Below are 22361 nucleotides of genomic sequence, written 5' to 3' on the forward strand. Positions count from 1 at the left end.
GGGCCAGGCTGGTGTTTCATGCCATGACATAGCTTAGTCTTTCAGCGCGTCGTAAATCAGCAGCTGATTTTTAGAGATCACTTTTTCGTCTGCCTGCAGGCCGGAGCTGAGGTAAGTCAGGTCACCGGAGGTTTTGGCCACTTCCACCTGCCTTACCGCGATGTTGAATTTGTCTTTGAACACCAGTACATAATTTTTGCTGTTGTCAAAGATGACGGCGGCGGAAGGCACGGCGATTTTCTCATCGTGGTCGGTGTACTTCACGTATACCGTGGCAAACATTTCCGGTTTAAGCAACATGTTTTTGTTGTCGATCCGGATACGTACCTGCATGGTTTTGGTGGCAGGGTCCAGGAAATTATTGATCTTGTCTATTTTGCCATGGAAGGGCTCATCGGGGTAACTTACGGTCACCACGTCTGCTTCATAGCCTTCCTTGATTTTGGCGATATCTGTTTCAAACACGTTGGCCATTACCCATACATCGTCCAGTTCGGAGATGGTGAAGATATTGGCGCTGTTGTCTGTACGGATCTCCATGTTATTATTGATGTTCTTTTCAATAATATATCCGGAGATGGGGGCTGTCACCAGGTAGGTAGCGCCTTTACCTTTGCGGTATATTTTAAAGAGGTCGTTGAGACGGTTGATTTCCGCGTTGTTTTTCTGTACTTCGCCTCTGGCGTTCACCACGTCTTTTTCTGTGCTCAGGCGGCTGTCATACAGGTCCTGCGCCACTTTCAGGTTTTTCTCTGCCACGCCGCGGTCGGAGCGGGCCTGTGCCAGTTGTTTTTCATAGTCTGCGATCTCGGCACTGTGTATCACGGCCAGTACCTGGCCTTTCTGCACATAGTCGCCCAGCTGCACTTTGATATCTTCCACATAACCACTCACCAGCGGGTATACTTTAAGTACCTTGCCGCCATTGGGGGCTACCTTGCCGGAGAGCCGCACTTCGTTCATCACGGGCACCATATGGGCGGTATCGATGCGGATATTTTTTAACATGGTATCGCTGAGTACAAATGTGCTCTTCTCTGAATCTTCTGCCTGTGTGTGTTTGCATCCACTCCAGATAACTGCTGCCAGCAGCGAAAAGCCAACGATCAATATAGGCTGTTTCATGTGCTTAGTTTTTAAATAATTCTTGTCCTGTGGCGTAATTAAGTTCTTCATAAGCGTTGACCCGGTTGGATAAAAACTTGTTGATGTTTTTAGCGTTGTCGCTATAGCTGTTGAAATAGTCGATGAATTGTAACAGGGAGATATTGCCTTTGCTGAAGTTTTTGGCGACTTCAGCAATCAGGGTGTCAAACTCATCCTGGAACTGGTGCAGGTCGAAGCTTTTGTAACGCTTTTCCAGCGCTACGATACGCTGATAGGCGTTGATCACTTCTGTCTGGGCAACGGACTGTTGTTGTTGCAGTTGTTGTTTGCCGGCGCCTATTTGCAGCTGTGCCGCCCGGATATTGCCCTGGTTGCGGTTCCACAGCGGCAGGTCTATTCCCAGCGTGAGGCCCACGAAGTTATCGATGTAGCTGCCTTTTTTATCATAGGTGGCGCCTACGTGCAGGTCAGGCACGGCCATCGCTTTTTGCAGGCGGTAGTTCAGTTCTGCTGTCTGGTATTGGGTGGCGGCGATGCGTACGTCCGGACGATTAGTGGCCACACTGTCCAGCAGGGACGATAATTCCACATGGTCCAGCCGGTAAGCGGTGAGGTCGGCGGGTGTTACCACGGCGTCATAAAAATCCTGGGTGTGCAGCAGCTGTTGCAGGTTCTTCTGTGCTTCCAGTTCTTCCTGTTTCAGGTCGGCATAATCGTTCTCGATGCCTACCTGTAAGGCTTGTAAGCGTATCAGGTCGGAATGGGCCACACTGCCTTTTTTATCGGCGGTCACATAGGCGTCAACGATACGTTGCAGGTTTTCCAGTTGTTCTTTGAGCACTTTGCCGGTCTGGCGCCGGTAGTAGAGCGTGTAGAAGTTCTCACGCAGCTGCAGGCGGAGCGTGCGCACCAGTTCGTCGAAGGTGGCCTCGTTCATTTTAGTGGCGGTGGCCGCCAGCTGCACATTCTTGTTGCGTTTGCCCGCCAGCTGTATCAGCTGGTCAATGGTATACTGTGTTTCACCTCCGGAGCCTACCTTAAAAGGCTGGAACTTATCGGTGCTACCGAAGCCCAATACCGTGCTGAAGGAGGGATTGTTCCACATTTTTGCCTGACGCACCAGTGCTTTGGACGCGTCGATTTGATAACGTTGTGCCAACAGTACATAGTTCCTGACCAGGAAAGAATCCTCGACGGCCTGTAAGGTAACCGTCCGGGTCGGAGCTTGTGCTTTTATAGGTTGAGTAAAGCCCAGGCTGGCAACGCATACTGACAGAATCAGTTTCGTCTTGGTTCGCATATTGCCTATTTTTATGACACAAAGCTCCCCAAGTGAGATTAAAGACGGCTTTAAGACAAATTAAAAACGCATTAAAAATGAGTAAATGGCAGATTTGTTCAGAGGTGGGGGAGTATCACGGTGAAGGTAGTACCCTCTTCAGCAGTGGAAGTTACCGTGATATGGCCGTTATGTATCTGCACGATCTTTTTACAGATCGACAAGCCAAGGCCATGGCCGCGGGTTTGATGGGCATTATCGCCGCGGTAGAAGGGCTCGAAGATTTTATTGATCTCTCCGGAAGGGATCGGAGCGCCCTGGTTTCTGATCTGCACCGTGATATACTGGGTGAAGAAATCGATAGACACATGCGCGCTTTTGTCGGGAGAAAATTTGCAGGCGTTGTCTATCAGGTTCAGGAAAAGCACTTTCAGCAGGCTCTCGTTCCCGAAACAGGTGACCAGCAGGTCGATGTCCGGTACTTTGACGAACTGGATATCCACTTTGGCGGGCGCCTTGTGTTTCAGCCGTATCAGGTTGGCCATGTCCATCAGCAGCTCGTCGATGCGGACGCTGTTGAATACAAACTGCTCCTGGTTAAGTTCTGACTGTGCCAGCTGCAGTAGTCCATTCGACAGGTCAGACAGGTTTTCCGCGTCTTCCAGTACGGAAATCAGCAGTGACTGGTATTCCTCTTTGGTACGCTCCTTGGAAAGTGTCACCTGCAATTGGCTGATAATAGCTGCCAGCGGGGTACGCAGCTCATGGGAGGCATTGCTCACGAAACTTTTTTGCAGGTCAAAGGAGTCACTGAGACGCTGCAACATGGTGTTGAAGTTGGAGCCCAGCGTGGCAATTTCATCTTTCCCTTTCACGGCTACCTGTGCGTCCTGCATGTTGCTGGCGTTGATGTTATCTACCTGCTGTACCAGTTTGTCGATAGGCTCCATCATTTTGCGGGCGAAGAAATAGCCAACGCCCACCAGTATCGCCACAGCGGTGATCAGCTCTATCAGCAATATCTGGCGGAGGTTTTGGAGGTTCTGGAAACCGTATTTGTCAAAGGAGGATACGATCACGATCACGGACACATCGCCTTCGGTATAGTACACGCCTACCTGTTCACCGCTGCTTTTAATATTGCTGTATAGTTTGTTTTGTTTGATATAATCCAACAGGCTGCGGTGCGTGCGGATGGTGGTGTCTTTAAGGTTGCTGTAAAGCAGGTCGTAGTTGGGATCGTATACGAGGATTGTCTCTTTATAAAGGTCCTGGAAAGTGGTGCGGTCCAGTTTTCGTAACAGGTCCACTTTTACATTGCCGTCTTCGATGATCACATTGGCGATGGAGCGGGCGCGGTATTCCAGCCTTTCGAGGTATTCGGCACGCCTGGATTTGGAAGAGAAATAATAGGCCAGCACGGCAAAGGCGATCAGCATCAGGGAGGCCGACAGCGTATAATACAGCGCTATTTTATATTTGATCTTCATGCAGGATTACTCTTCGGAGAGGTAATATCCCATGCCGGTTTTGGTATGCAACAGTTTTTGCTCGAAATCCTTGTCGATCTTTTTACGGAGGAAGTTCATATATACTTCGATCACGTTGGTGCCGGTGTCAAAGTCAATGTCCCACACTTTTTCCGCGATGGTGAGTTTGGAGATCACTTTGCCTTTATGCAGCGCCAGAAAATCGAGCAGCTGGTATTCTTTGGCGGTGAGGGCAATTTTTTTGCCGCCGCGGGAGACTTCCTTCTTCTCCCTGTCTATTTCCAGATCGGCGATGGTGATTTTGTATTGGGTGCTGTGCGGCGCTTCAGAGCCGGCGCGCTTTAGGAACACGCGGATACGTGCCAGCAGCTCACGGAAATCAAAGGGCTTTACCAGGTAGTCGTCCGCCCCCAGCTCAAACGCCTGCATTTTATCTTCCACGCCACCCAGTGCGGTGAGCATGATGACAGGCACACGGTTGTTTTTCCGGCGGATGACTTCGCACAGTTCATAGCCGTTGTGATGGGGGAGGTTCAGATCGAGAATGACAAGGTCGTAGTTATTGCTGGCAGCGAGGCTTTTGCCCATGCGGCCGTCGTAGGCCACATCTACCTCGAAGCCGTTTTCTTCAAGGCCTTTTTTTACGGCATTGGCTACTTTGACCTCATCTTCTACCACCAGTATTTTCTGCATATAGGACTTTTGAAATGACTAATTACGAATGACGAATTACGAATTGAGGGCCTCTTTTCCAAAGGGTACTAAGCAACCGCTATATAAGGAATCCCTTCATTCGTAATTCGTCATTCGTAATTTCTAATTGGTTACCAGGTTGGCTTCCAGTTGCATGATTTTCTCGAAGAGCTGTTCGTATTGTTCGTTGGCCCTATCGATAAATTTTTGCACTTCCTGGTATTCGCTTTCCACCTGGGCAAATTTAGTTCGGTCGTTATAGGTGGCCGGGTCGCCTAAGCTGGCTTCCAGGCGGGCTTTACGTTCTTTAAGGCTGGCCAGTTGTCCCTCTACCTGTGAAAACTGTTTTTGTTGTTTTTGCAGTTCGCGTTGCACTTCTTTGTTGATGGCGCCTTTGGAGGCGGCAGCATTATTATTGCTGGCGGGGGCGGCCTGTTTGGTTTCTTTCTTGTCGGCGGCGGCTTTTACGGGAGCGGGCGCCTGTTGGGCAGCCATTCTCTTTTTCCACTCTTCATATTCGGTGTAGGTACCTTTAAACTCCTTGATTTCGCCATCCACGATTTCCCAGATTTTGTTGGCTGTCTGGCTTACAAAATAACGGTCGTGCGATACGAGTACAAAGCTGCCTTCATATTTGTCGAGCGCGTCGATCAGCATCTGCACGGAGTTCATGTCGAGGTGGTTCGTGGGCTCATCGAGCATGAGGAAGTTGGCCTGACTGATTATCGTTTTGGCGAGCGCCACCCTGGCTTTTTCACCACCGGAAAGGATACGGATTTTTTTGAATACGTCATCGCCGGTAAAGAGGAAGCAGCCGAGCAACTGGCGTAATTCCAGCTCGGTGCGGCCGGAGCCGAAATTTTTCAGCTCGTCCAGGATTTCGCTGTTCAGGTCGAGCGATTCCAGCTGGTGCTGGGCATAGAAGCTGGTCACCACGTTGTGGCCCGGCACTCTTTCGCCTTCCATGGGCTCCATGCCGAAGATGATGCGCAGCAGGGTGGATTTACCCTTACCGTTGGCACCAATCAGGGCTATTTTGTCGCCGCGGTTGATTTCAGCGCTGGTGTTTTTCAGGATCTGGTTATCGCCATAGGCTTTGCTGATGTTGTTCAGCGTACACAGGATTTTACCCGGTGTTTTATCGATGGAGAAGTTAATCTTGATTTTAGACGGGCCACTGTCCACCTGTTCCACACGTTCCAGTTTATCCAGTCTTTTGGCGATGCTCTGTGCCTGTGCGGCCTTAGAGGCTTTGGCCTTAAAACGTTCGATAAATCTTTCCTGCTGACGGATATAGTCCTGCTGGTTGTCGTAGGCACGCTGCTGCATTTCGCGGCGCAGTTCCTTTTCCACTTCATAGTCGGCATAGGAGCCGGAGTAGTGGTGCAGTTGCTGCTGGTACACTTCCACGATGCCGTTTACCATGCGGTCAAGGAAATAACGGTCGTGCGATACGATGATCACGGCACCATTGTAGCCAACGAGGTAACGTTCCAGCCATTCGATGGACGGAAGGTCAAGGTGGTTCGTCGGTTCATCGAGCATGAGCACGTCCGGCTGCTGGAGGATGAGGCGGGCGAGGAGCACGCGCATGCGCCATCCACCGGAGAATTCGCTATAGGGACGGTCCAGGTCGGCGGTGGTAAAGCCGAGGCCTTCCAATACCTGTGCCGTTTTGTGTTTCATGTTATAGCCGTCCAGCGCTTCAAATTCGTGGAGGGCGTCGCTGAACTGGTGCAGCAGCTCTTCTGTCTGGTCGTGTTCCAGTTCTTTGGTAAGCCTGTCTATTTCCTTTTCCAGTTCCAGCGCTTTGCCGAAGGCCATCATACCTACGGTGAGGATAGATTCATCGGTTTCAAAGCTCAGCAGGTCCTGGTTAAAAAAACCGATCGTCAGGTTTTTGCTTTTGTTAACGCTTCCTTTGGAAACGGAATATTCGCCGTTGATAATACGCAGCAGGGTGGATTTGCCTGTTCCATTCAATCCGATAAGGCCAACGCGGTCTCCCGGCTCAATATGCCAGGAGGAATTTTCCAGGATGACCCTGGACCCAAACTCAAATGTAATGTCCTGTAATGCGATTAACATAGTTGTTCAAAAATTGGATAAAAAACGTGCAAAGGTAACCAGAACTTATGTCATTTTAATGTTTCCTATGCTTTTGTATTTTATGTATATATTAACTATTGATAAATAATTAATTGTAGATTATAAAATTCTAATGAAAATTAGATTTTAACGTTTTGATCGCTGTTTCTGTGCCCACTGATTATTATTACTTTTGCGGACGAAGAAAATAAATGCCCATGAATTTCAGATCAGGCGTTCCCGTAGGAACATTATGCATAGTGGCAGCTTTGTTTGGTTGTCAGCCGTCACCCACCAAATCCGGCGAAGAGGCGGCAGCTAAACCGGCGGCCTCTTTACAGGCGCCCTACAGCCAGCAATATTATGATTCCCTTCAGTTGGTCATGCAGGCTTACTACCAGCTGTCAGACGCACTGGTAAAGGCAGACAGCCTTGCGGCCAATACTGCGGCGGCTTCCCTGAAGCTGCATATGGACAGCCTGCCGGTGAATACCCTTCAGATGGACAGCAGCCACCTAAGCATTATTACCGGCACCACCGGCAGTATCAGCGCTGAACTGGCGGGCTTCGAGGGTGAACAGGACCTGGAAGGCAAACGTTCTTCCTTCCAGATGGTTTCTGATATGTTGTTCGACCTCGTAAAAAATACCGGGCTCAAAGGCAAAACCGTCTATCACCAATATTGCCCAATGGCCTTTGATGACAAAGGTGCTTACTGGTTAAGCGACAAACCGGACATTTTAAACCCTTACTTCGGTAATAAAATGTTGCATTGTGGAGAAACAAAAGACACTTTAAGTTATCAGTAAATTGTAAATTACTGTCTATTGCCGGACGACAATAGACAGTAATATGCAATTCTTCAGATATGTAGTTACTTTCCTGATGACCCTTCTATGCTTGTCTGCCAGGGCACAGCATTTTACTGTCAGTGGCTATGTGCGCGACAGTACCAACGGCGAATCGCTCCCCGGCGCTACGGTACACGTACAAGGCACCAGCACCGGTATCCAGACCAACGCTTATGGTTTTTATTCCCTCACTTTGTCGCCGGGCACTTACACCATCATTTTTTCTTTTGTGGGTTATGAAAGTAAACCGCTTGAGCTGACCCTAACAGGCAACACTATACGTTATGTGGAGCTGCTGCCGCGGTCCTATCAGGCAAAAGAAGTCGTGGTGACGGCCCAGCAGCAGCATGCCAATGTGAAAAGCACTGACATGGGCCGGGTGGAAATGTCTGCACAGCAGGTAAAAAAGCTCCCCGCACTGATGGGGGAGACAGATATCCTGAAGGCGTTGCAGCTGATGCCCGGTGTGCAGGCCGCCGGGGAAGGCAATGCCGGGTTTTATGTACGTGGCGGCGGACCTGACCAGAACCTGATCCTGCTGGACGAGGCGCCGGTATATAATACGGGCCACCTGTTTGGTTTTTTCTCGGTGTTTAATGCAGACGCGATCAAAAATACAACGCTGATCAAGGGTGGGATGCCGGCCAATTACGGCGGCCGGCTGTCTTCCGTTGTGGATGTAAATATGAAGGAAGGCAACAACAAAAACTTCCAGGGAGAGGGTGGGATAGGGCTGATTGCTTCACGGTTGTCACTACAGGGGCCGCTTAAAAAAGACAAGGCTTCTTTTATCGTTTCAGCCCGCCGTACGTATATCGATCTGCTCACCAAACCCTTTGTCAATAATTCATCCTACAAAGGCACCGGCTATTATTTCTATGACCTGAACATGAAAGTGAATTACATCCTGTCTGATAAAGACCGGTTATATCTCAGCGGTTACTTTGGCCGGGATGTTTTCAGCTTTTCAAGCGATAACCGCAAGTTCATGGTGAAGATCCCATGGGGCAACAGTACGGCCACTTTGCGCTGGAACCATGTGTTCAACAGCAAATTGTTTGCGAACCTGTCCCTTATTTATAACGATTATAAATTCCAGTTCAGCGCGCTCCAGAATAATTTTAACCTCCGCCTGTCATCCGGCATCAGCGACGGCAATGCCAAACTGGACTTTGATTATTATGCCAATCCCCGCCACCACATTAAATTTGGCGGCAACTATATTTACCATGTGTTTACGCCGAGCACTGTCAGCGGAGGGCAGGACTCTACGGTATTTGCCCCACCGGAAAACGCCTACAAGAAATATGCGCATGAAGTGGGGGCTTACCTGATGGACGACTGGGAGATATCACCTCATCTGCAACTTAATGCCGGTGTGCGTTTCAGTGGTTTTATGCAGATAGGGCCTTATACCCGTTATATCCGCGATGCGGCCGGTCAGAAGACGGACAGTGTTAAATATGGCCGCGGCCGACCGGTCACCCATTACGGAGGTTTTGAGCCACGCCTGATCCTGCGCTACTCCTGGAATAATGACAACGCTGTCAAGGCATCGTTTACGCGCAATTACCAGTTTATACATTTGGTGTCCAATGCCGGCACCACGTTGCCGACGGACGTGTGGGTACCCAGTACTTACCGGGTGAGGCCGCAGGAATCGTGGCAATACTCCGCCGGTTATTTCCGTAATTTTAAAAATAATACCTACGAAGCCTCTGCGGAAGTTTACTATAAGGAAATGTACCACCAGGTAGAATACCGGGAGGGCTATACGCCGTCGTTGTCCGATCCGGAACTGGATTTTGTTTTCGGCAGGGGGCAGGCTTATGGGCTGGAGCTTTTTGTGAATAAGAAAAAAGGCGCGTTGACCGGCTGGCTGGGATACACGCTGGCGTGGACCTGGCGGCAGTTCCCGATGCTGAACGAAGGCAAGCGTTTCCCGGCGAAATACGACCGGAGGCATGACCTCGTGGCCGTAGCGACGTATGAATTAAATAAACGGTGGACTTTCTCCGGCGTGTTCATCTATGGTACGGGTAATACCACCACGATGCCTGAGCAGTTCTATTTTATGGAAGGAGCGTTGGTGCAGGGATATGGTAAGATCAATTCTTATCGTATGGCGCCTTATAACCGGCTGGATTTATCTGCTATCTATACACCGAAGCCTAAGCGGGAGAACAGGCGGTTCCGGGGCAGCTGGGCTTTCTCGATCTATAACGTATATAGCAGAAAAAATCCATATTTCATTTATTTCGACCAGGAGGGAAAGGCGGTGGATGGATCGCTGAAAGTCAAGGCCAAGCAAGTGTCGTTGTTTCCGATTATTCCCGCGGTGACGTATAATTTTCAGTTTTGAGGGTTATTTTTTGTAGGTAACTATAACAATATTGAGGACAATATTCAAAATTATTAGAATGCCAACGGTGCCGACTATGAAATATCCTGTTCTTGTACAGACGGTTCCCACAAATCGTTTTATTTCTTTTTTTAGCTGATTTACCTCCTCTTTTAGTTCTTCTACTTCTTCTTTTATGGAATGCTGACTGTGGGCTACCTTGTCCAATTTCAAGTAGCTTTTTGAAACATTGGTTGGGGCTATGAAATTTTTAGCGAGCGTTTCACCAATGGCAATATCCATGTTCAATAATAGTGCCCTGGTTTTTTCTTCGCTGAGATGAAGATCTTTCCTGAAGATATAATAGATTTCGTCGTTACTTGCGAGCATAGTACATGTTTTTATTAAGATTGTGAATTCTCCATTTGTATGGATTGATTTGGGAGGAAAGATGGCGGATGAGTCCCTGAAAGTCATGGGTAAGCAGGTGTTGATAGTTATCGTGTGATGACCTGCGGTTGTCAGTTTTGAATTTATTTAAAAAATTTGATGTAGGTCCAAATGATGCCCAGAATAGTGCCTGTAATGGTCACATATTGTATCAGCCCTGTATTACCTATTTTGGAGCAAATTTCTTTAAAGTCTGTTTGCATTTGGGTTTGTAGGCTACCTAATTTCGTTTGATAACTAACAAGGTCTTTTTTAACCTCATCCATTTTGGTATCTACTTTATCAAGTTTGGTGGAAAGTTCCTTTACGTCAGTTTTTAATAATTCCTTACCATAGATTGCATCCATTTCGGATATAAGTTCCTGTGCTTTTTTATCTCCCAGGTGGAGGTCTTTTCTTAGAATGTCGTAGACTTTGATATTATTTACAGACATATGTTAAGTATTTATGGTGGTAAAATAATCGCCTTCTTCTAATGTTTAGCGTTGCCCAACAATACCAGCAAGAATAAAAACGCTGGTATACCAAATATTATAATCCAATAGACAATTCGCCAGGTAATTCCTCCGAAATCTCTGAAAACTTCCCGATCAACGCGGTCTATTTGACTTTCAAGACGCTTTATCTCGTTATGCAATGCATCTTCATAACGTATTATTTCCTGAAGTCGCTCGTTTAGTACATTGTCCATTTCCAACAGGAGTTCGCGGGCTGTGGAAGGGAGCATTTTCAACTCTTCTCTTAATATGTAAGTGATACGGGTGTTCGCCGGCAAATATGGACTTACGTTCTGGTTTAGGAATATAAATCATATTTTAATGATTAATTATACAGAATGAATATTTTTAATTGATAATCCAAAATTACTGTCTCTCGTTTCGACGTCCAATTTTTTGCACAACAATTTTTTAAAATCTTGTTTTGGGAAGATAAAAACGGGGTAGGGAAGGCATGTATCACAGCTGGGAAAAATGCAATTATGCTGCCATGGTGGCTGTATTTAAAGACTATTTCTGTCATCGGCAGCTTCTCCGCCGTATGGTCCGCGAATTCTCACCAACCCCCGATCCGCAATAACGATTTTGTCAACTTCCTGATAATTCGCCTGTCAACAGCTTTGTAAAGTGGCATTAATTCATTATATTTGTAGACTTTGTTGACTTTCCGGACTGATACCCCACCGCTGCGCGGACCATTATTTTTAAATTCCTTGGAATTCGCTGGCGGACTAAGCAAAAAGCTAACAAACTATTTCTTAACTTCGCAAACATTTTATAAAGGAAATATAGCGCATATGAAAAAGTATGACGCTAACAGTAAAACGTATGATAAATATCACTTTTCCGGATGGCGCAGTTCGTCAGTATGAATCAGGAGTAACTGCATTGGACATTGCCAAATCCATCAGCGAAGGATTGGCACGTAAAGTATTGGCTGCAAAAGTTAATGGGCAGGTAGTGGACGCTACACGCCCGGTTACAACGGATGCTACATTGCAGCTCCTGACGTGGACGGATACAGATGGTAAATCCACCATGTGGCACTCTTCCGCGCACCTGATGGCCGAGGCCCTGGAAGCACTGTATCCCGGTGTGAAACTGGGTTACGGTCCCTCTATTGAAAACGGTTTTTATTACGATATTGATCTGGGCGACCGCACCATCTCCGAAGAGGACCTGAAAGCGATAGAAGCCAAGATGGTAGAGCTGTCCAAAAAGAACAGCGAATACGTTCGCAAAGACGTGAGCAAAGCCGACGCACTGGCTTATTTCACTGAAAAAGGCGATCCCTACAAAATAGAAACCATCAATGAACTGCCCGATGGAAGCATCACCTTCTATACCCAGGGCGGTTTTACAGACCTGTGCCGTGGCCCGCACATCCCGAACACGGGCTTTATCAAGTCCATTAAGCTGACCAGCATCGCAGGGGCTTACTGGCGTGGTAATGAGAAAAACAAGATGCTCACCCGCATCTATGGTATCACGTTCCCTAACCAGAAAGAGCTGGACGAATACCTGACCCTGATCGAAGAAGCGAAAAAACGCGACCACCGCAAACTGGGCAAGGAACTGGAACTGTTCATGTTCTCTGAGAAAGTGGGACTGGGCCTTCCTATGTGGTTGCCTAAAGGCGCCATGCTGCGTGAACGCCTGCAACGTTTCCTCCAGGAAGCACAGCTGGCCAGCGGCTACCTGCCGGTAGTAACGCCGCACATCGGTAACAAAAACCTGTACGTGACTTCCGGTCACTACGAAAAATATGGCAAAGACAGTTTCCAGCCTATCCACACACCGGAAGAAGGCGAGGAGTTCATGCTGAAGCCCATGAACTGTCCACACCACTGCGAATTGTACAAAGGGTCTCCGAAGTCTTACAAAGACCTGCCGGTACGTTTCGCTGAATTCGGCACCGTATACCGCTACGAGCAGCACGGTGAACTGCACGGCCTTACCCGCGTAAGAGGGTTTACTCAGGACGATGCGCACCTGTTCTGCCGTCCTGACCAGGTGAAGGAAGAATTCCAGAAAGTGATTGATCTGGTAATGTACGTGTTCAACAGCCTCAGCTTTACCGAATATACTGCCCAGATTTCCCTGCGCGACAAGGAAGACCGCAGCAAGTACATCGGTACGGAAGAGAACTGGAACCTGGCGGAGCAGGCGATCATTGAATCTGCGGCGGAGAAAGGACTGAACACCGTGATCGAATACGGTGAGGCTGCCTTCTACGGCCCGAAACTGGACTTCATGGTAAAAGACGCCCTTGGCCGTAAATGGCAGCTGGGCACCATCCAGGTAGACTACAACTTGCCGGAACGTTTTGAACTGGAATACATCGGCGCCGATAATCAGCGTCACCGTCCGGTAATGATCCACCGCGCACCGTTTGGCTCCCTGGAAAGGTTCATCGCCGTGCTGATCGAGCACTGCGCAGGTAAATTCCCGCTATGGCTGGCACCTACCCAGGTGAAAATCCTGCCCATCAGCGAGAAAACCCAGGCCTATGCAGAAAAAGTAGCAGAATTGCTGAAAAAAGCGGAAATTCGCGCTGAGATTGACGACAGAAGCGAAAAAATAGGTAAGAAAATCCGCGATACGGAACTCGCTAAAGTACCATATATGCTCGTTCTCGGTGAAAAAGAAGCAGCCGATAATATCGTGGCTGTTCGCCGGCAAGCCAAAGGTGACCTCGGAACCATGACCCTGGAACAGTTTACTGCACTGGTTAATGAAGAGGTGATCAACCGCAAGCCAATCGAGTAACATACTTAAATGTGGAAAAGAAGTATATAAAACAATGAACATTCCTGAATTCAGGTATGTTAATTGCACGGAATTTTCCCCTTATTTTTGTAGAAGTTGTTTTTGGTCCATGTGTGGGATATGGACCATGGACTATGAACAATAATTAATAAATCTTAATTTTTTTAATGCAACAAAAACCCAGACCAAATTTTGGCGGTAATAATCGGGGCAGAAACCCGAATTTCCGCAGGGAACAACAACAAGAACACCGGACCAACAGAATGATCCGTGTTCCTGAGGTCAGACTGGTAGGTGAAAATGTGGAGGTCGGCGTTTACAGAACGGAGGACGCCCTGCGTATGGCCGAGGAACAAGGCCTCGACCTCGTGGAAATATCCCCTAATGCTGCGCCCCCCGTATGCCGTATCATCGACTACAATAAATTCCTTTACGAAAAGAAAAAGAAGGAAAAGGAAATGAAGGCGAAGGCGCACAAAAGCGAGGTGAAAGAAATCCGCTTTACGCCTAACACCGACGATCATGACTTTGACTTTAAAGCTAAACATGCGGAGAACTTCCTGAAAGAAGGTAACAAGGTGAAAACCTATGTACAGTTCAAGGGCCGTGCTATCATGTTTAAGGAGCGTGGAGAGCTGATCCTGCTGAAGTTCGCTGAAAGGCTGGCTGAAGTAGGTGGCCTGGAAAGCATGCCTACCATGGAAGGTAAACGCATGATCGCCATCTTCGCACCAAAAGCTGCCAAGAAAAAAGAAAAGGAACCTAAAGAACCAAGAGAGCCGAAAGAGCCTCGCGTTGCTGAAAGCAAACCCGAAGACAAAGCTTAACGGTATCAAATTTATACAGCGGCACCAGCAGGTATCATCTACCTGCTGTGCCGCTTTTTTGTTGGATAAATACGGCTGCGGCAGCATTGCAGATAGCGCTCGTACGACAGCTGTACGTAGTTTAAAGTGCTGTCCATAACCCCCTGAAAGCGATGCCCGTTTCTCAACTGATATCCTTCATTACCTTTTTGGCCCGTGAACGAATACCGGGAGAAGGGTCATGCTCCAGCAGGTCTTCCAGCAGTATGCGTATTTCATTCTTGATGTCAGGGTAGGCCTGTGCGAGATTAGATAGTATGGTCATGGAAAAGGCCTTAATGGCAATCATTTCTTTCGGGTCTTCCAGGTACTGAAAACAGGCGTTCATTACCGGGCCATGCAGCTCGGGCGGGAGGGGCATGTGCTGCATCACCCGCAGCACATTTCGTTTTACAGCGGAGGGCAGCCCGGCTGTCTCCATACGGGCCACCATTTCCGGCAGGTGCGGAGTCATTAGCTCGGAGTGTTTTTCTGCCACCAGGCTGATGATCCAGGCGCTTCGTTGCACCACCCGGTATTCATCCTCCAGAAACAGCTGCATCAGCTGCGAGAACCGTTTGGCATCACCGCCAATCCAGCCGGCGATATAGAGGGAATGTTCCTTGCTGTGGGCCGATAGTATTTCTTCTCTGAGTTTCATACTACGGCAATATAGAATTAATCTCCCAGTTGTCCATATGCCAGCAGGTAACGCTGCATACGCATACGCATTCTGTCCAGGTCGGGCTGAAGCACCGGAGTGTCCGGATCTTTGCCCATATCGTCCCAGATCCTTAACTGGATGTATTGTTCGAATAACGGATCGGCACGGAAGACTTTTGCTTCGGAAGCTGTCATGGGGCCGCCCTGGTACCGCAAAGTTTCCTTGCTCGCTTCTGAGAGCGTATCATAGTAGGCGCTGTCTGTCCACGTGAGATACCTTTTGGCAGCCACATGGCTGGCCACCAACTGGCCCATTCTTGGGGGAAACCCGCAGGAAGTAAGATAACGGTACCCTATGGTATCGTGTGCCTGCGCGCCATAGATGTCCATCTGGTCGTCATTTTCAAAGAAATGGCCGATGTCGTGCAGAAAAGCGGCCAGTATCATTTCATCATCTGAACCGGTCTGTTCGGCTATGAGGGCGGATTGCATCATGTGCATCAGCATAGTCACCTGTTCTCCGTAGGCATGGTGGCCGTATTGCTCGTACAAACCAAAAAGTTCGTCTACCACAGCATTGGCCCGGATTTCTCTACTGTTCATTTCGTTTATGGGTTTACGTTAGGGGGCAAATTTCAGCCTATTAATTTCGTAAAAATTTGGCGGGCCGGTGTTACGGGAATATTAATTTTCACTGCTGCCGCAGTGGGAGCAATACGGTAATAACCGTACCTTTGTACTTTCACACCCATACAATCTGATCTACTTGCTAAGAAGAGAATTACGCGTCATCCTGGTGTCGCTTGTCGTTAGTTTCATCCTGACCATGGCCAAATTCCTGGCTTACTATCTGACCCATTCCGTGGCCATTCTTTCTGATGCTATGGAGTCTATTATTAACGTGGTGGCGGGAGGTTTTGCGAGTTACAGCATCTACCTGTCCGGTAAACCCAAAGATGCCAATCACCCTTACGGGCATGGCAAGGTAGAGTTTTTCTCCATCGGTTTTGAAGGCGCCATGATTTTCTTTGCGGGGGTGCTCATCCTTGTTAAAGCCGCACAGTATTTTATTTCACCGAAGGAACTGCACGAAATGAGCAGCGGCTTATGGCTGCTGGGTTCTACCACACTGGCCAACCTGCTGCTGGGGCTGTACCTGATCCGTTCCGGCCGCAAGCTGGGTTCTATCACCCTGCGGGGTAACGGTCAGCATATCATGACCGACGTATACAGCAGCGTAGGCCTGATCATCGCGCTGGGCGTAATCCATTTCACCGGCTGGAACTGGCTGGACCCGGCCGTTTCCGTATTGATGGGCGTCCTTATCCTCACCAACGGGTATCAGCTCATGCGGCGTTCTATTTCCGGCCTGATGGATGAAACAGACATGCAGGTGGTGGACAAGGTAATTGCCATTCTCTCCGCCGAAAGGGTGCCCAATTGGATCGACATTCACAACATGCGGGTGCAACAATACGGCAACAATTACCATATCGATTGTCATATTACCATGCCCTATTACCTCACGCTGACGGAAGCACATGATGAAATGAAGCGGGTGGAAGTGCTCGTCAATAAAGGATTTGAAGGGAGCGAGGTGGAATTCTTTATTCATATGGACCCCTGCATTCCCACCTGTTGCCATTACTGCCTGAAGGAAGCATGCCCTGTGAGGAAACATGCTTTTACCGGAGAAATCACGTGGACGCGGGACAACGTGCTGCCGAACCGCAAACACGGGTAAACGACGAATATCCATCAACATAAAATAACCAAGGGGCGAAGGTCATTACTGATCTTCGCCCCTTGGTTTATATACATTTTATACTACGTGATCTATTCTGCACCGGCTTCTTCACCATCGCCATGGCCCATCATTTCGCGGATAGGCTTCACCGCCTGGTAAATACCGCGGTTGTATTTGTTGCCCAGGATGATCAGGGTAGTAGTGTCTTGTACAAAGCGATAAAACACGGTGTTATTACCATGCCACCAGCCATTGTGGTACACAATGTTTTTGGTGCTGTCAGGATATACCATCAAACGCCATCCCAGGCCGTAATTGCGGATGCCGGGTTTTTCATGGCTGTAGGGGGTATAGGCGGCTTTCAGCGTGGCAGAATCCAGCAGTTGGCCGGAATACAACGCCTGGTCCCATTTGAGCATGTCACGGGCAGTGCTGTAAATGCCTTTGTCGCCCATTACGCCATCGAAGTATGTATCTGGTTCAGCCTGGCCATTGTATTTATGGCTTTGGGTCTGATGACGCCGTGTCGCTGAAGCCGGGTCATAAACAAAAGTATTGACCATCTGCAGCGGCTTAAAAAAAGTTTGCTGCATGAAGTCGGCGTATTTCTGCCCGGTGGCCTTTTCTATAATGGAGGCGAGCAGGAGATAGTTGGTATTGCAATACTGGAAGTGTGTGTCGGGCAAGTGCTGGATGGGCGGCTTGTGTTGTTCCATCAGGCGGATCACCTGATCGTTAGTGATAAAAGCTGCCTGGTCTTTCCAGAGGCTGTCGCAGAAATAAAGATAGTTGGGCAGGCCGCTGCGGTGGTTCAGCAGCATGCGTACATTGATCCCTTTGTAGGGGAATTCGGGGAAGAATTTCTGAATGGAATCTTCGAGGCTCAGTTTCTTTTTTTCTGCCAGCCACAGCACAGCCGCGCCGGTAAAGGTTTTGGAGACTGATGCCAATTGAAAGGCGGAGCTGTCTACTACCGGTGTTTTAGTTCGGTAGTTTTCCAAACCATGGTATTGTTCAAAAATGATAACACCTTTTTTAGCTACCAGGATAGCGCCGTTAAAGCCGCTGCGCAAGAGTTTCCCGGTATAAAATGCATTCAGTTCCCGTTGTAATTGTACGGTGCGCGGTGCTTTAAGAACGGCTTCCCGCTGTGCTTCTGTTAAATTAAGCGTATACAGCGTGCTGTCTGATATGGCTTTTTTTCTGTTCGCTTCCTTGCGTGCTGCATTGCCCTGGCAGCTGGAGATAATGGCAATTCCCGTGATAGATAAGATGATGCTTACTGCTTTCAATCGCTTCATTAGAGGTGATTCACTGACTTACTTAATGCTTATTCTCTCTCAATATTTTCAAGGCGTTAAAATTATACTCATTGTCAATGTGTACCAAATATTACCAGGCATCCAACCCGCTTTTAATATATTTTTAAGCCCGTTGATTATTAAATCATCAAAAAAACGAGGGGTAGATACCTGTTTTTTTGATAAAAATCGAATTTGACTATGGCAGTATTTGATTATTCCCCAACATAGAGTAGGTTTGTGCCTTGTTTGTTGTCCCGCGTAACCGCAATTATTAAGCCAATTGCAAGGATAAAATATACATATAATTCTTAATAATATTATGGAACAGGTAAAGTCTACAAGTTATCCGAAAGAAAAGATCAGCATTTTATTGTTGGAGAATATCAGTGACGCCGCTGTGGCAGAATTCACCGCTGCGGGCTATTCGGTACGCAAAGTGGCCGGAGCGCTCAGTGAGGCAGATCTGATCAACGAAATCAAGGATGTTCATTTATTAGGTATCCGTTCCAAAACACAAGTCACCCGCAAAGTGCTGGAGGCTGCAAAAAAGCTGCAGGCCATCGGTTGTTTTTGTATCGGTACCAACCAGGTAGACCTTAAAGCAGCCACAGAACATGGTGTGGCCGTTTTCAACGCCCCTTATTCCAACACCCGTTCTGTAGCTGAACTGGTGATTGGGTTGTCTATTGTATTGATCCGTCGTATCGTTGATAAAAATGCGGCCGCGCATAACGGCATCTGGATGAAAGAAGCCAAGGGCAGTTATGAGCTGAGAGGTAAAACGCTCGGTATCGTCGGCTATGGCAACATCGGTAGCCAGGTGAGCGTGCTGGCCGAAGGAATGGGCATGAACGTGATGTATTATGACGCAGAAACCAAATTGCCGCTGGGCAACGCTGTACAGCAGCGCTCCCTGAAAGAGCTGTTTGAACAGGCGGACATCATCTCCCTCCATGTGCCTTCCAACAGGTCCACCGAGATGATGATCAACCGGGAAACCCTTTCCTACGTGAAAAAAGGCGCCATCTTCCTGAACTACGCCAGGGGAGAAGTAGTTGACCTCGAAGCCCTGAAAGAAGCGCTGGAAAGCGGTCAGCTGTCCGGTGCCGCAGTAGACGTGTTTCCTGTAGAGCCGGAAAAAAACGGTGCTGCGTTCAGCACCCCGCTGCAGAAATTGTCCAACGTGATCCTGACACCGCATATCGGTGGCAGTACGGAAGAAGCGCAGCATAACATCGGCCTGGACGTAAGCGCCAAACTGCTCAACTATCTCGAGAAAGGCGCCAGCTTTGGGTCTCATACCGTGCCTGCCATCAGCGTGCCGCCAATAGAAAACACCCATCGTATCCTGCACGTACACCAGAACGTGCCGGGCGTACTGTCTGCCATCAACACCGCCCTGTCTGAAAATAAAATCAATATCCTCGGACAGTACCTTAAAACCAATGATCAGATTGGTTATGTAGTACTCGATGTAGACCGGCAGCTGTCCCAGGAAGCCCTGGCATTGCTGAAAGACGTGAAACATACGATCAAAGCCAGACTGCTCTATTAATTGAATATTTTCCCATTTTGTTATTTGGTTATTTATGGGCTACCTTTCCGTGGCAGCCTGTAAATAATCAAATAACAAAATCTTTAAATCCCCAAATACCGGTTCTGTCTTCCCGACTGACCGTTTCATCGATTCTTTTTCCTGCCTTCCCCGCTTTTTATGTAAATTGTTTCAGATTTGTTTGTTATCCTTGCAAGCGTAAACAGCAATCAAAACAAAAGCATGAACAGTATCAACGTACGCATGGCAGGGGTAGCACTAACAGCCGCACTGCTATGGCAGGTAAATGTAAACGCGCAGGACAGTGAGCCTAATAAATGGGCCCCTGAGAACATCCACATCGATGGCCAGGCAACAGAATGGCCCAAGCCACTGCAGTTTTATAACAACGATACCAAACTCTTTTATACGATCGCCAATAACAAGGACACCCTGTTCCTGATCGTGAGCGTGCCTGATAAGATAAGCCAGCAACGTATTTTGCGATCCGGGTTGAGTGTCTCCATCAATCCCACAGGGAAAAAGAAGGGAGGCGCCATGATCACTTTCCCGCTGGTAGGGGAAATCAATAATGCCCCCGACGTACCTCAGGAATCCCGCCAGAAGCTGGCGGAGGAGTGGAGAAGACAGGCCCTTGCAAATGTGAAAGAGATCAGGGTGGAAGGGCTTACCGGTGTAACAGACGGTAACATACCGGTCAATAATACCAATGGCATCCGTACTGCGGCTGCTTTTGACGCGGCAGGCAACCTGGTCTGCGAATTGGCCGTACCACTTTCTGTGGCAGGCATCCCTGCCGGATACGATAAACCGGTAGCTTACCGTTTTAAAGTAAACTCCCTGAGCGCGACCGAACGTCGTGAACAGGAGAAAATCCTGCGGGAGAAACAAGCCAAAGCAAGTAAGGATGGCGGTGCGCCAGCGATGCCGGATGAAGAGACCCGCATGAAAATGATGCTGTTCTTTTCAACAGAATTCTGGACGAGACAGACATTGGCGGCACATCCGTAACATTTCAATTAGTCTTAACCGTTATTATGCATAGAAATCTGTTTACCTCAGGAGCCAGGATAGCCCTTGCCGGCGCTGCCTGTGTGCTTTTATGGACGGCGTGCCGCAAAGACAACAAGGGATCGCAGCCCACACCGTCGGGTATAGACACCACCAGTAAGCCTGCATCGGCGTATGAAGATTCCCTGAAGTACCTGACGTACCAGATCATGCAAGTCTCCTATGCAGACGGCGGCCGCAACGCATCTGCCGGATTGCCTACCTACTACTGGTATTCCCAGGTGCCGGCCCTCAACCCGCTGGACACTAAATATGCCAATGCCGACAGCCTGCTGTCCGTCATGAAATCATATGCCATTAATCCGGCCACCACACAGCCGTATGATCATTACAGCTTCCTGGACCGCAATGGCGTGCTGACCAACAAACTGATGAACGGCATCTCTGCACAGACCTTTGCTGCCACCAACAACGGCGATTACGGACTGGATTATGGCGTGGCACTGGACAACAGCAACAACGCCCGCATATTTATATTGTACGCCGACAAGAACGGCCCGGCCGGACAAATCGGTGTTACCCGCGGATGGGAAATCATTTCGGTGAACGGTAACAGCAATATATCCACCAGTCAGCCCTTCCTGCAGTCGTTGTACAACGCTATCTTCAACAGTACTTCGGTAACGCTCGGGTTCAAACGGCCCGATGGCAGCACTATCACCAAAACCCTCACCACTACCAGCTATAGTATCAATCCGGTAGTGTTTGACACGGTGTTTACGGTGATCGATAAAAATAACATCGCGAAGAAAGTGGGATATTTCTCCATGTATACTTTCTCCAGCATTATCAATAGTAACGGCCAGGACACCTATACCCGGACGGTGCTGGACCAGCTGTTCGCCAAATTTGCATCGCAGGGAATTAACAACCTGGTGGTGGATTTCCGCTACAATGGGGGAGGCGCGGTGTCTACAGCGGAATATCTCGACAATGCGATCGCTCCGCCTGCAGCAGCCGGTCAGCTGATGTACAACACCATCTTCAATGACAAACTGATGGCGCATATATCGGAAGTTAATCTGACCACCACCACCAAATTCGCAGCCGCTACCAGCAAACTCAATCTGGACAATGTGTTTTTCATTACAACCGGTAACACAGCATCGGCCAGTGAGCTGACGCTGAACAACCTGAAACCGTATATGCCTGTAAAACTGGTGGGATCTAAAACATATGGTAAACCGGTCGGTTTTATCGATTTTAATATTTCTGTTTATGACCAGAATCATAATAAGAAATACCTGGCAGACCTTTATGCTATTAACTTCGAGACAAAAAATGCCAATGGCGTGGGAGGATATTTTACAGGTATCAACGTGGATGCACCTGCCAACGATTACGTGGACGTGGCCTGGGGAAATACACAGAAAGACGCTAATCTGATAGCAATCGTCAATTATCTGACCACCGGCAGTTATACATCCGGCGCCCGCGTGGCCAGTACCGAACTGAGTGACCTGCGTCAGGCGATCCCGTCATTGAAACCGGTGAATGGTTTTAACGGCATGGTGGACTATGAACGCAGCCGCATTATTCGCGCCAGCCACTAAGAAAGATTAAAATTATATATCCCCGCAAAGCCGCTGACAGTGCTTTGCGGGGATTTTT

The 22361-nt window shown here is 48.5% G+C and carries 18 protein-coding genes; 8 read left to right on the plus strand and 10 right to left on the minus strand.

The features are described from left to right. Positions 1 to 33: 33 nt before the first annotated feature. The 5 genes from HGH92_RS32945 to HGH92_RS32965 form a co-directional block, all read right to left on the minus strand. A complete protein-coding gene (locus HGH92_RS32945; RefSeq protein WP_168875082.1) occupies positions 34 to 1125 on the minus strand; it encodes an efflux RND transporter periplasmic adaptor subunit in 1092 nt (363 codons plus the stop codon). Positions 1126 to 1129: 4 nt separating this feature from the next. Beyond that, positions 1130 to 2407, minus strand: a complete 1278-nt coding sequence (locus tag HGH92_RS32950) for a TolC family protein (protein ID WP_168875083.1) — start codon at positions 2405 to 2407, stop codon at positions 1130 to 1132. A gap of 98 nt (positions 2408 to 2505) precedes the next feature. Next, on the minus strand, positions 2506 to 3876 hold the full coding sequence (locus tag HGH92_RS32955) for a sensor histidine kinase (protein WP_168875084.1): 1371 nt from the start codon (positions 3874 to 3876) through the stop codon (positions 2506 to 2508). Between the two features lie 6 nt (positions 3877 to 3882). Then, a complete protein-coding gene (locus HGH92_RS32960) occupies positions 3883 to 4569 on the minus strand; it encodes a response regulator transcription factor (protein ID WP_168875085.1) in 687 nt (228 codons plus the stop codon). A 123-nt stretch (positions 4570 to 4692) separates the two neighbouring features. Next, complete coding sequence (locus HGH92_RS32965) at positions 4693 to 6657, minus strand: ABC-F family ATP-binding cassette domain-containing protein (protein WP_168875086.1); 1965 nt, start codon at positions 6655 to 6657, stop codon at positions 4693 to 4695. 218 nt (positions 6658 to 6875) lie between these two features. Here HGH92_RS32965 and HGH92_RS32970 point away from each other — a divergent pair, with 218 nt between their 5' ends. After that, positions 6876 to 7466 carry a DUF3347 domain-containing protein gene (locus HGH92_RS32970; RefSeq protein ID WP_168875087.1) on the plus strand — a complete coding sequence of 197 codons (591 nt, stop codon included), beginning with the start codon at positions 6876 to 6878 and terminating at the stop codon, positions 7464 to 7466. 43 nt (positions 7467 to 7509) lie between these two features. Next, positions 7510 to 9870 (plus strand): TonB-dependent receptor, encoded by a 2361-nt coding sequence (locus HGH92_RS32975; RefSeq protein WP_168875088.1) that lies wholly within the window; start codon positions 7510 to 7512, stop codon positions 9868 to 9870. Positions 9871 to 9873: 3 nt separating this feature from the next. Here HGH92_RS32975 and HGH92_RS32980 read toward each other — a convergent pair whose 3' ends face one another. Both HGH92_RS32980 and HGH92_RS32985 read right to left on the minus strand, forming a co-directional pair. Continuing rightward, a complete protein-coding gene (locus tag HGH92_RS32980; RefSeq protein ID WP_168875089.1) occupies positions 9874 to 10239 on the minus strand; it encodes a hypothetical protein in 366 nt (121 codons plus the stop codon). A gap of 143 nt (positions 10240 to 10382) precedes the next feature. Continuing rightward, positions 10383 to 10733 (minus strand): hypothetical protein, encoded by a 351-nt coding sequence (locus tag HGH92_RS32985; protein ID WP_168875090.1) that lies wholly within the window; start codon positions 10731 to 10733, stop codon positions 10383 to 10385. Positions 10734 to 11624: 891 nt separating this feature from the next. Between HGH92_RS32985 and thrS the strand changes: the two genes are divergently transcribed. Further along, positions 11625 to 13565: a threonine--tRNA ligase gene (gene thrS / locus HGH92_RS32990; RefSeq protein ID WP_168875091.1), complete on the plus strand. Its 1941-nt coding sequence runs from the start codon at positions 11625 to 11627 to the stop codon at positions 13563 to 13565. 167 nt (positions 13566 to 13732) lie between these two features. Beyond that, positions 13733 to 14392 carry a translation initiation factor IF-3 gene (gene infC / locus HGH92_RS32995; protein ID WP_168875092.1) on the plus strand — a complete coding sequence of 220 codons (660 nt, stop codon included), beginning with the start codon at positions 13733 to 13735 and terminating at the stop codon, positions 14390 to 14392. Positions 14393 to 14555: 163 nt separating this feature from the next. On the opposite strand, the gene HGH92_RS33000 is transcribed toward infC, so the two are convergent. Next, positions 14556 to 15071, minus strand: a complete 516-nt coding sequence (locus tag HGH92_RS33000; RefSeq protein ID WP_168875093.1) for a hypothetical protein — start codon at positions 15069 to 15071, stop codon at positions 14556 to 14558. 17 nt (positions 15072 to 15088) lie between these two features. Then, complete coding sequence (locus tag HGH92_RS33005) at positions 15089 to 15676, minus strand: HD domain-containing protein (RefSeq protein WP_168875094.1); 588 nt, start codon at positions 15674 to 15676, stop codon at positions 15089 to 15091. Positions 15677 to 15839: 163 nt separating this feature from the next. Between HGH92_RS33005 and HGH92_RS33010 the strand changes: the two genes are divergently transcribed. Then, positions 15840 to 16817, plus strand: coding sequence for a cation diffusion facilitator family transporter (locus HGH92_RS33010; protein WP_168875095.1), 978 nt, complete (start codon positions 15840 to 15842; stop codon positions 16815 to 16817). A gap of 92 nt (positions 16818 to 16909) precedes the next feature. Here the strand turns inward: HGH92_RS33010 and HGH92_RS33015 are convergent, their stop codons facing one another. Beyond that, complete coding sequence (locus HGH92_RS33015; RefSeq protein WP_247655114.1) at positions 16910 to 18121, minus strand: serine hydrolase domain-containing protein; 1212 nt, start codon at positions 18119 to 18121, stop codon at positions 16910 to 16912. A gap of 322 nt (positions 18122 to 18443) precedes the next feature. On the opposite strand from HGH92_RS33015, the gene serA reads away from it, so the two are divergent. From serA to HGH92_RS33030, 3 genes are all read left to right on the plus strand, one after another. Beyond that, on the plus strand, positions 18444 to 19679 hold the full coding sequence (gene serA / locus HGH92_RS33020; RefSeq protein WP_168875096.1) for a phosphoglycerate dehydrogenase: 1236 nt from the start codon (positions 18444 to 18446) through the stop codon (positions 19677 to 19679). Between the two features lie 222 nt (positions 19680 to 19901). Continuing rightward, positions 19902 to 20690, plus strand: a complete 789-nt coding sequence (locus tag HGH92_RS33025; RefSeq protein ID WP_168875097.1) for a hypothetical protein — start codon at positions 19902 to 19904, stop codon at positions 20688 to 20690. Between the two features lie 26 nt (positions 20691 to 20716). After that, positions 20717 to 22303, plus strand: a complete 1587-nt coding sequence (locus HGH92_RS33030) for a S41 family peptidase (RefSeq protein WP_168875098.1) — start codon at positions 20717 to 20719, stop codon at positions 22301 to 22303. Positions 22304 to 22361 lie beyond the last annotated feature (58 nt).

This window comes from Chitinophaga varians (assembly GCF_012641275.1).
Classification (GTDB): Bacteria; Bacteroidota; Bacteroidia; order Chitinophagales; family Chitinophagaceae; genus Chitinophaga; species Chitinophaga varians_A.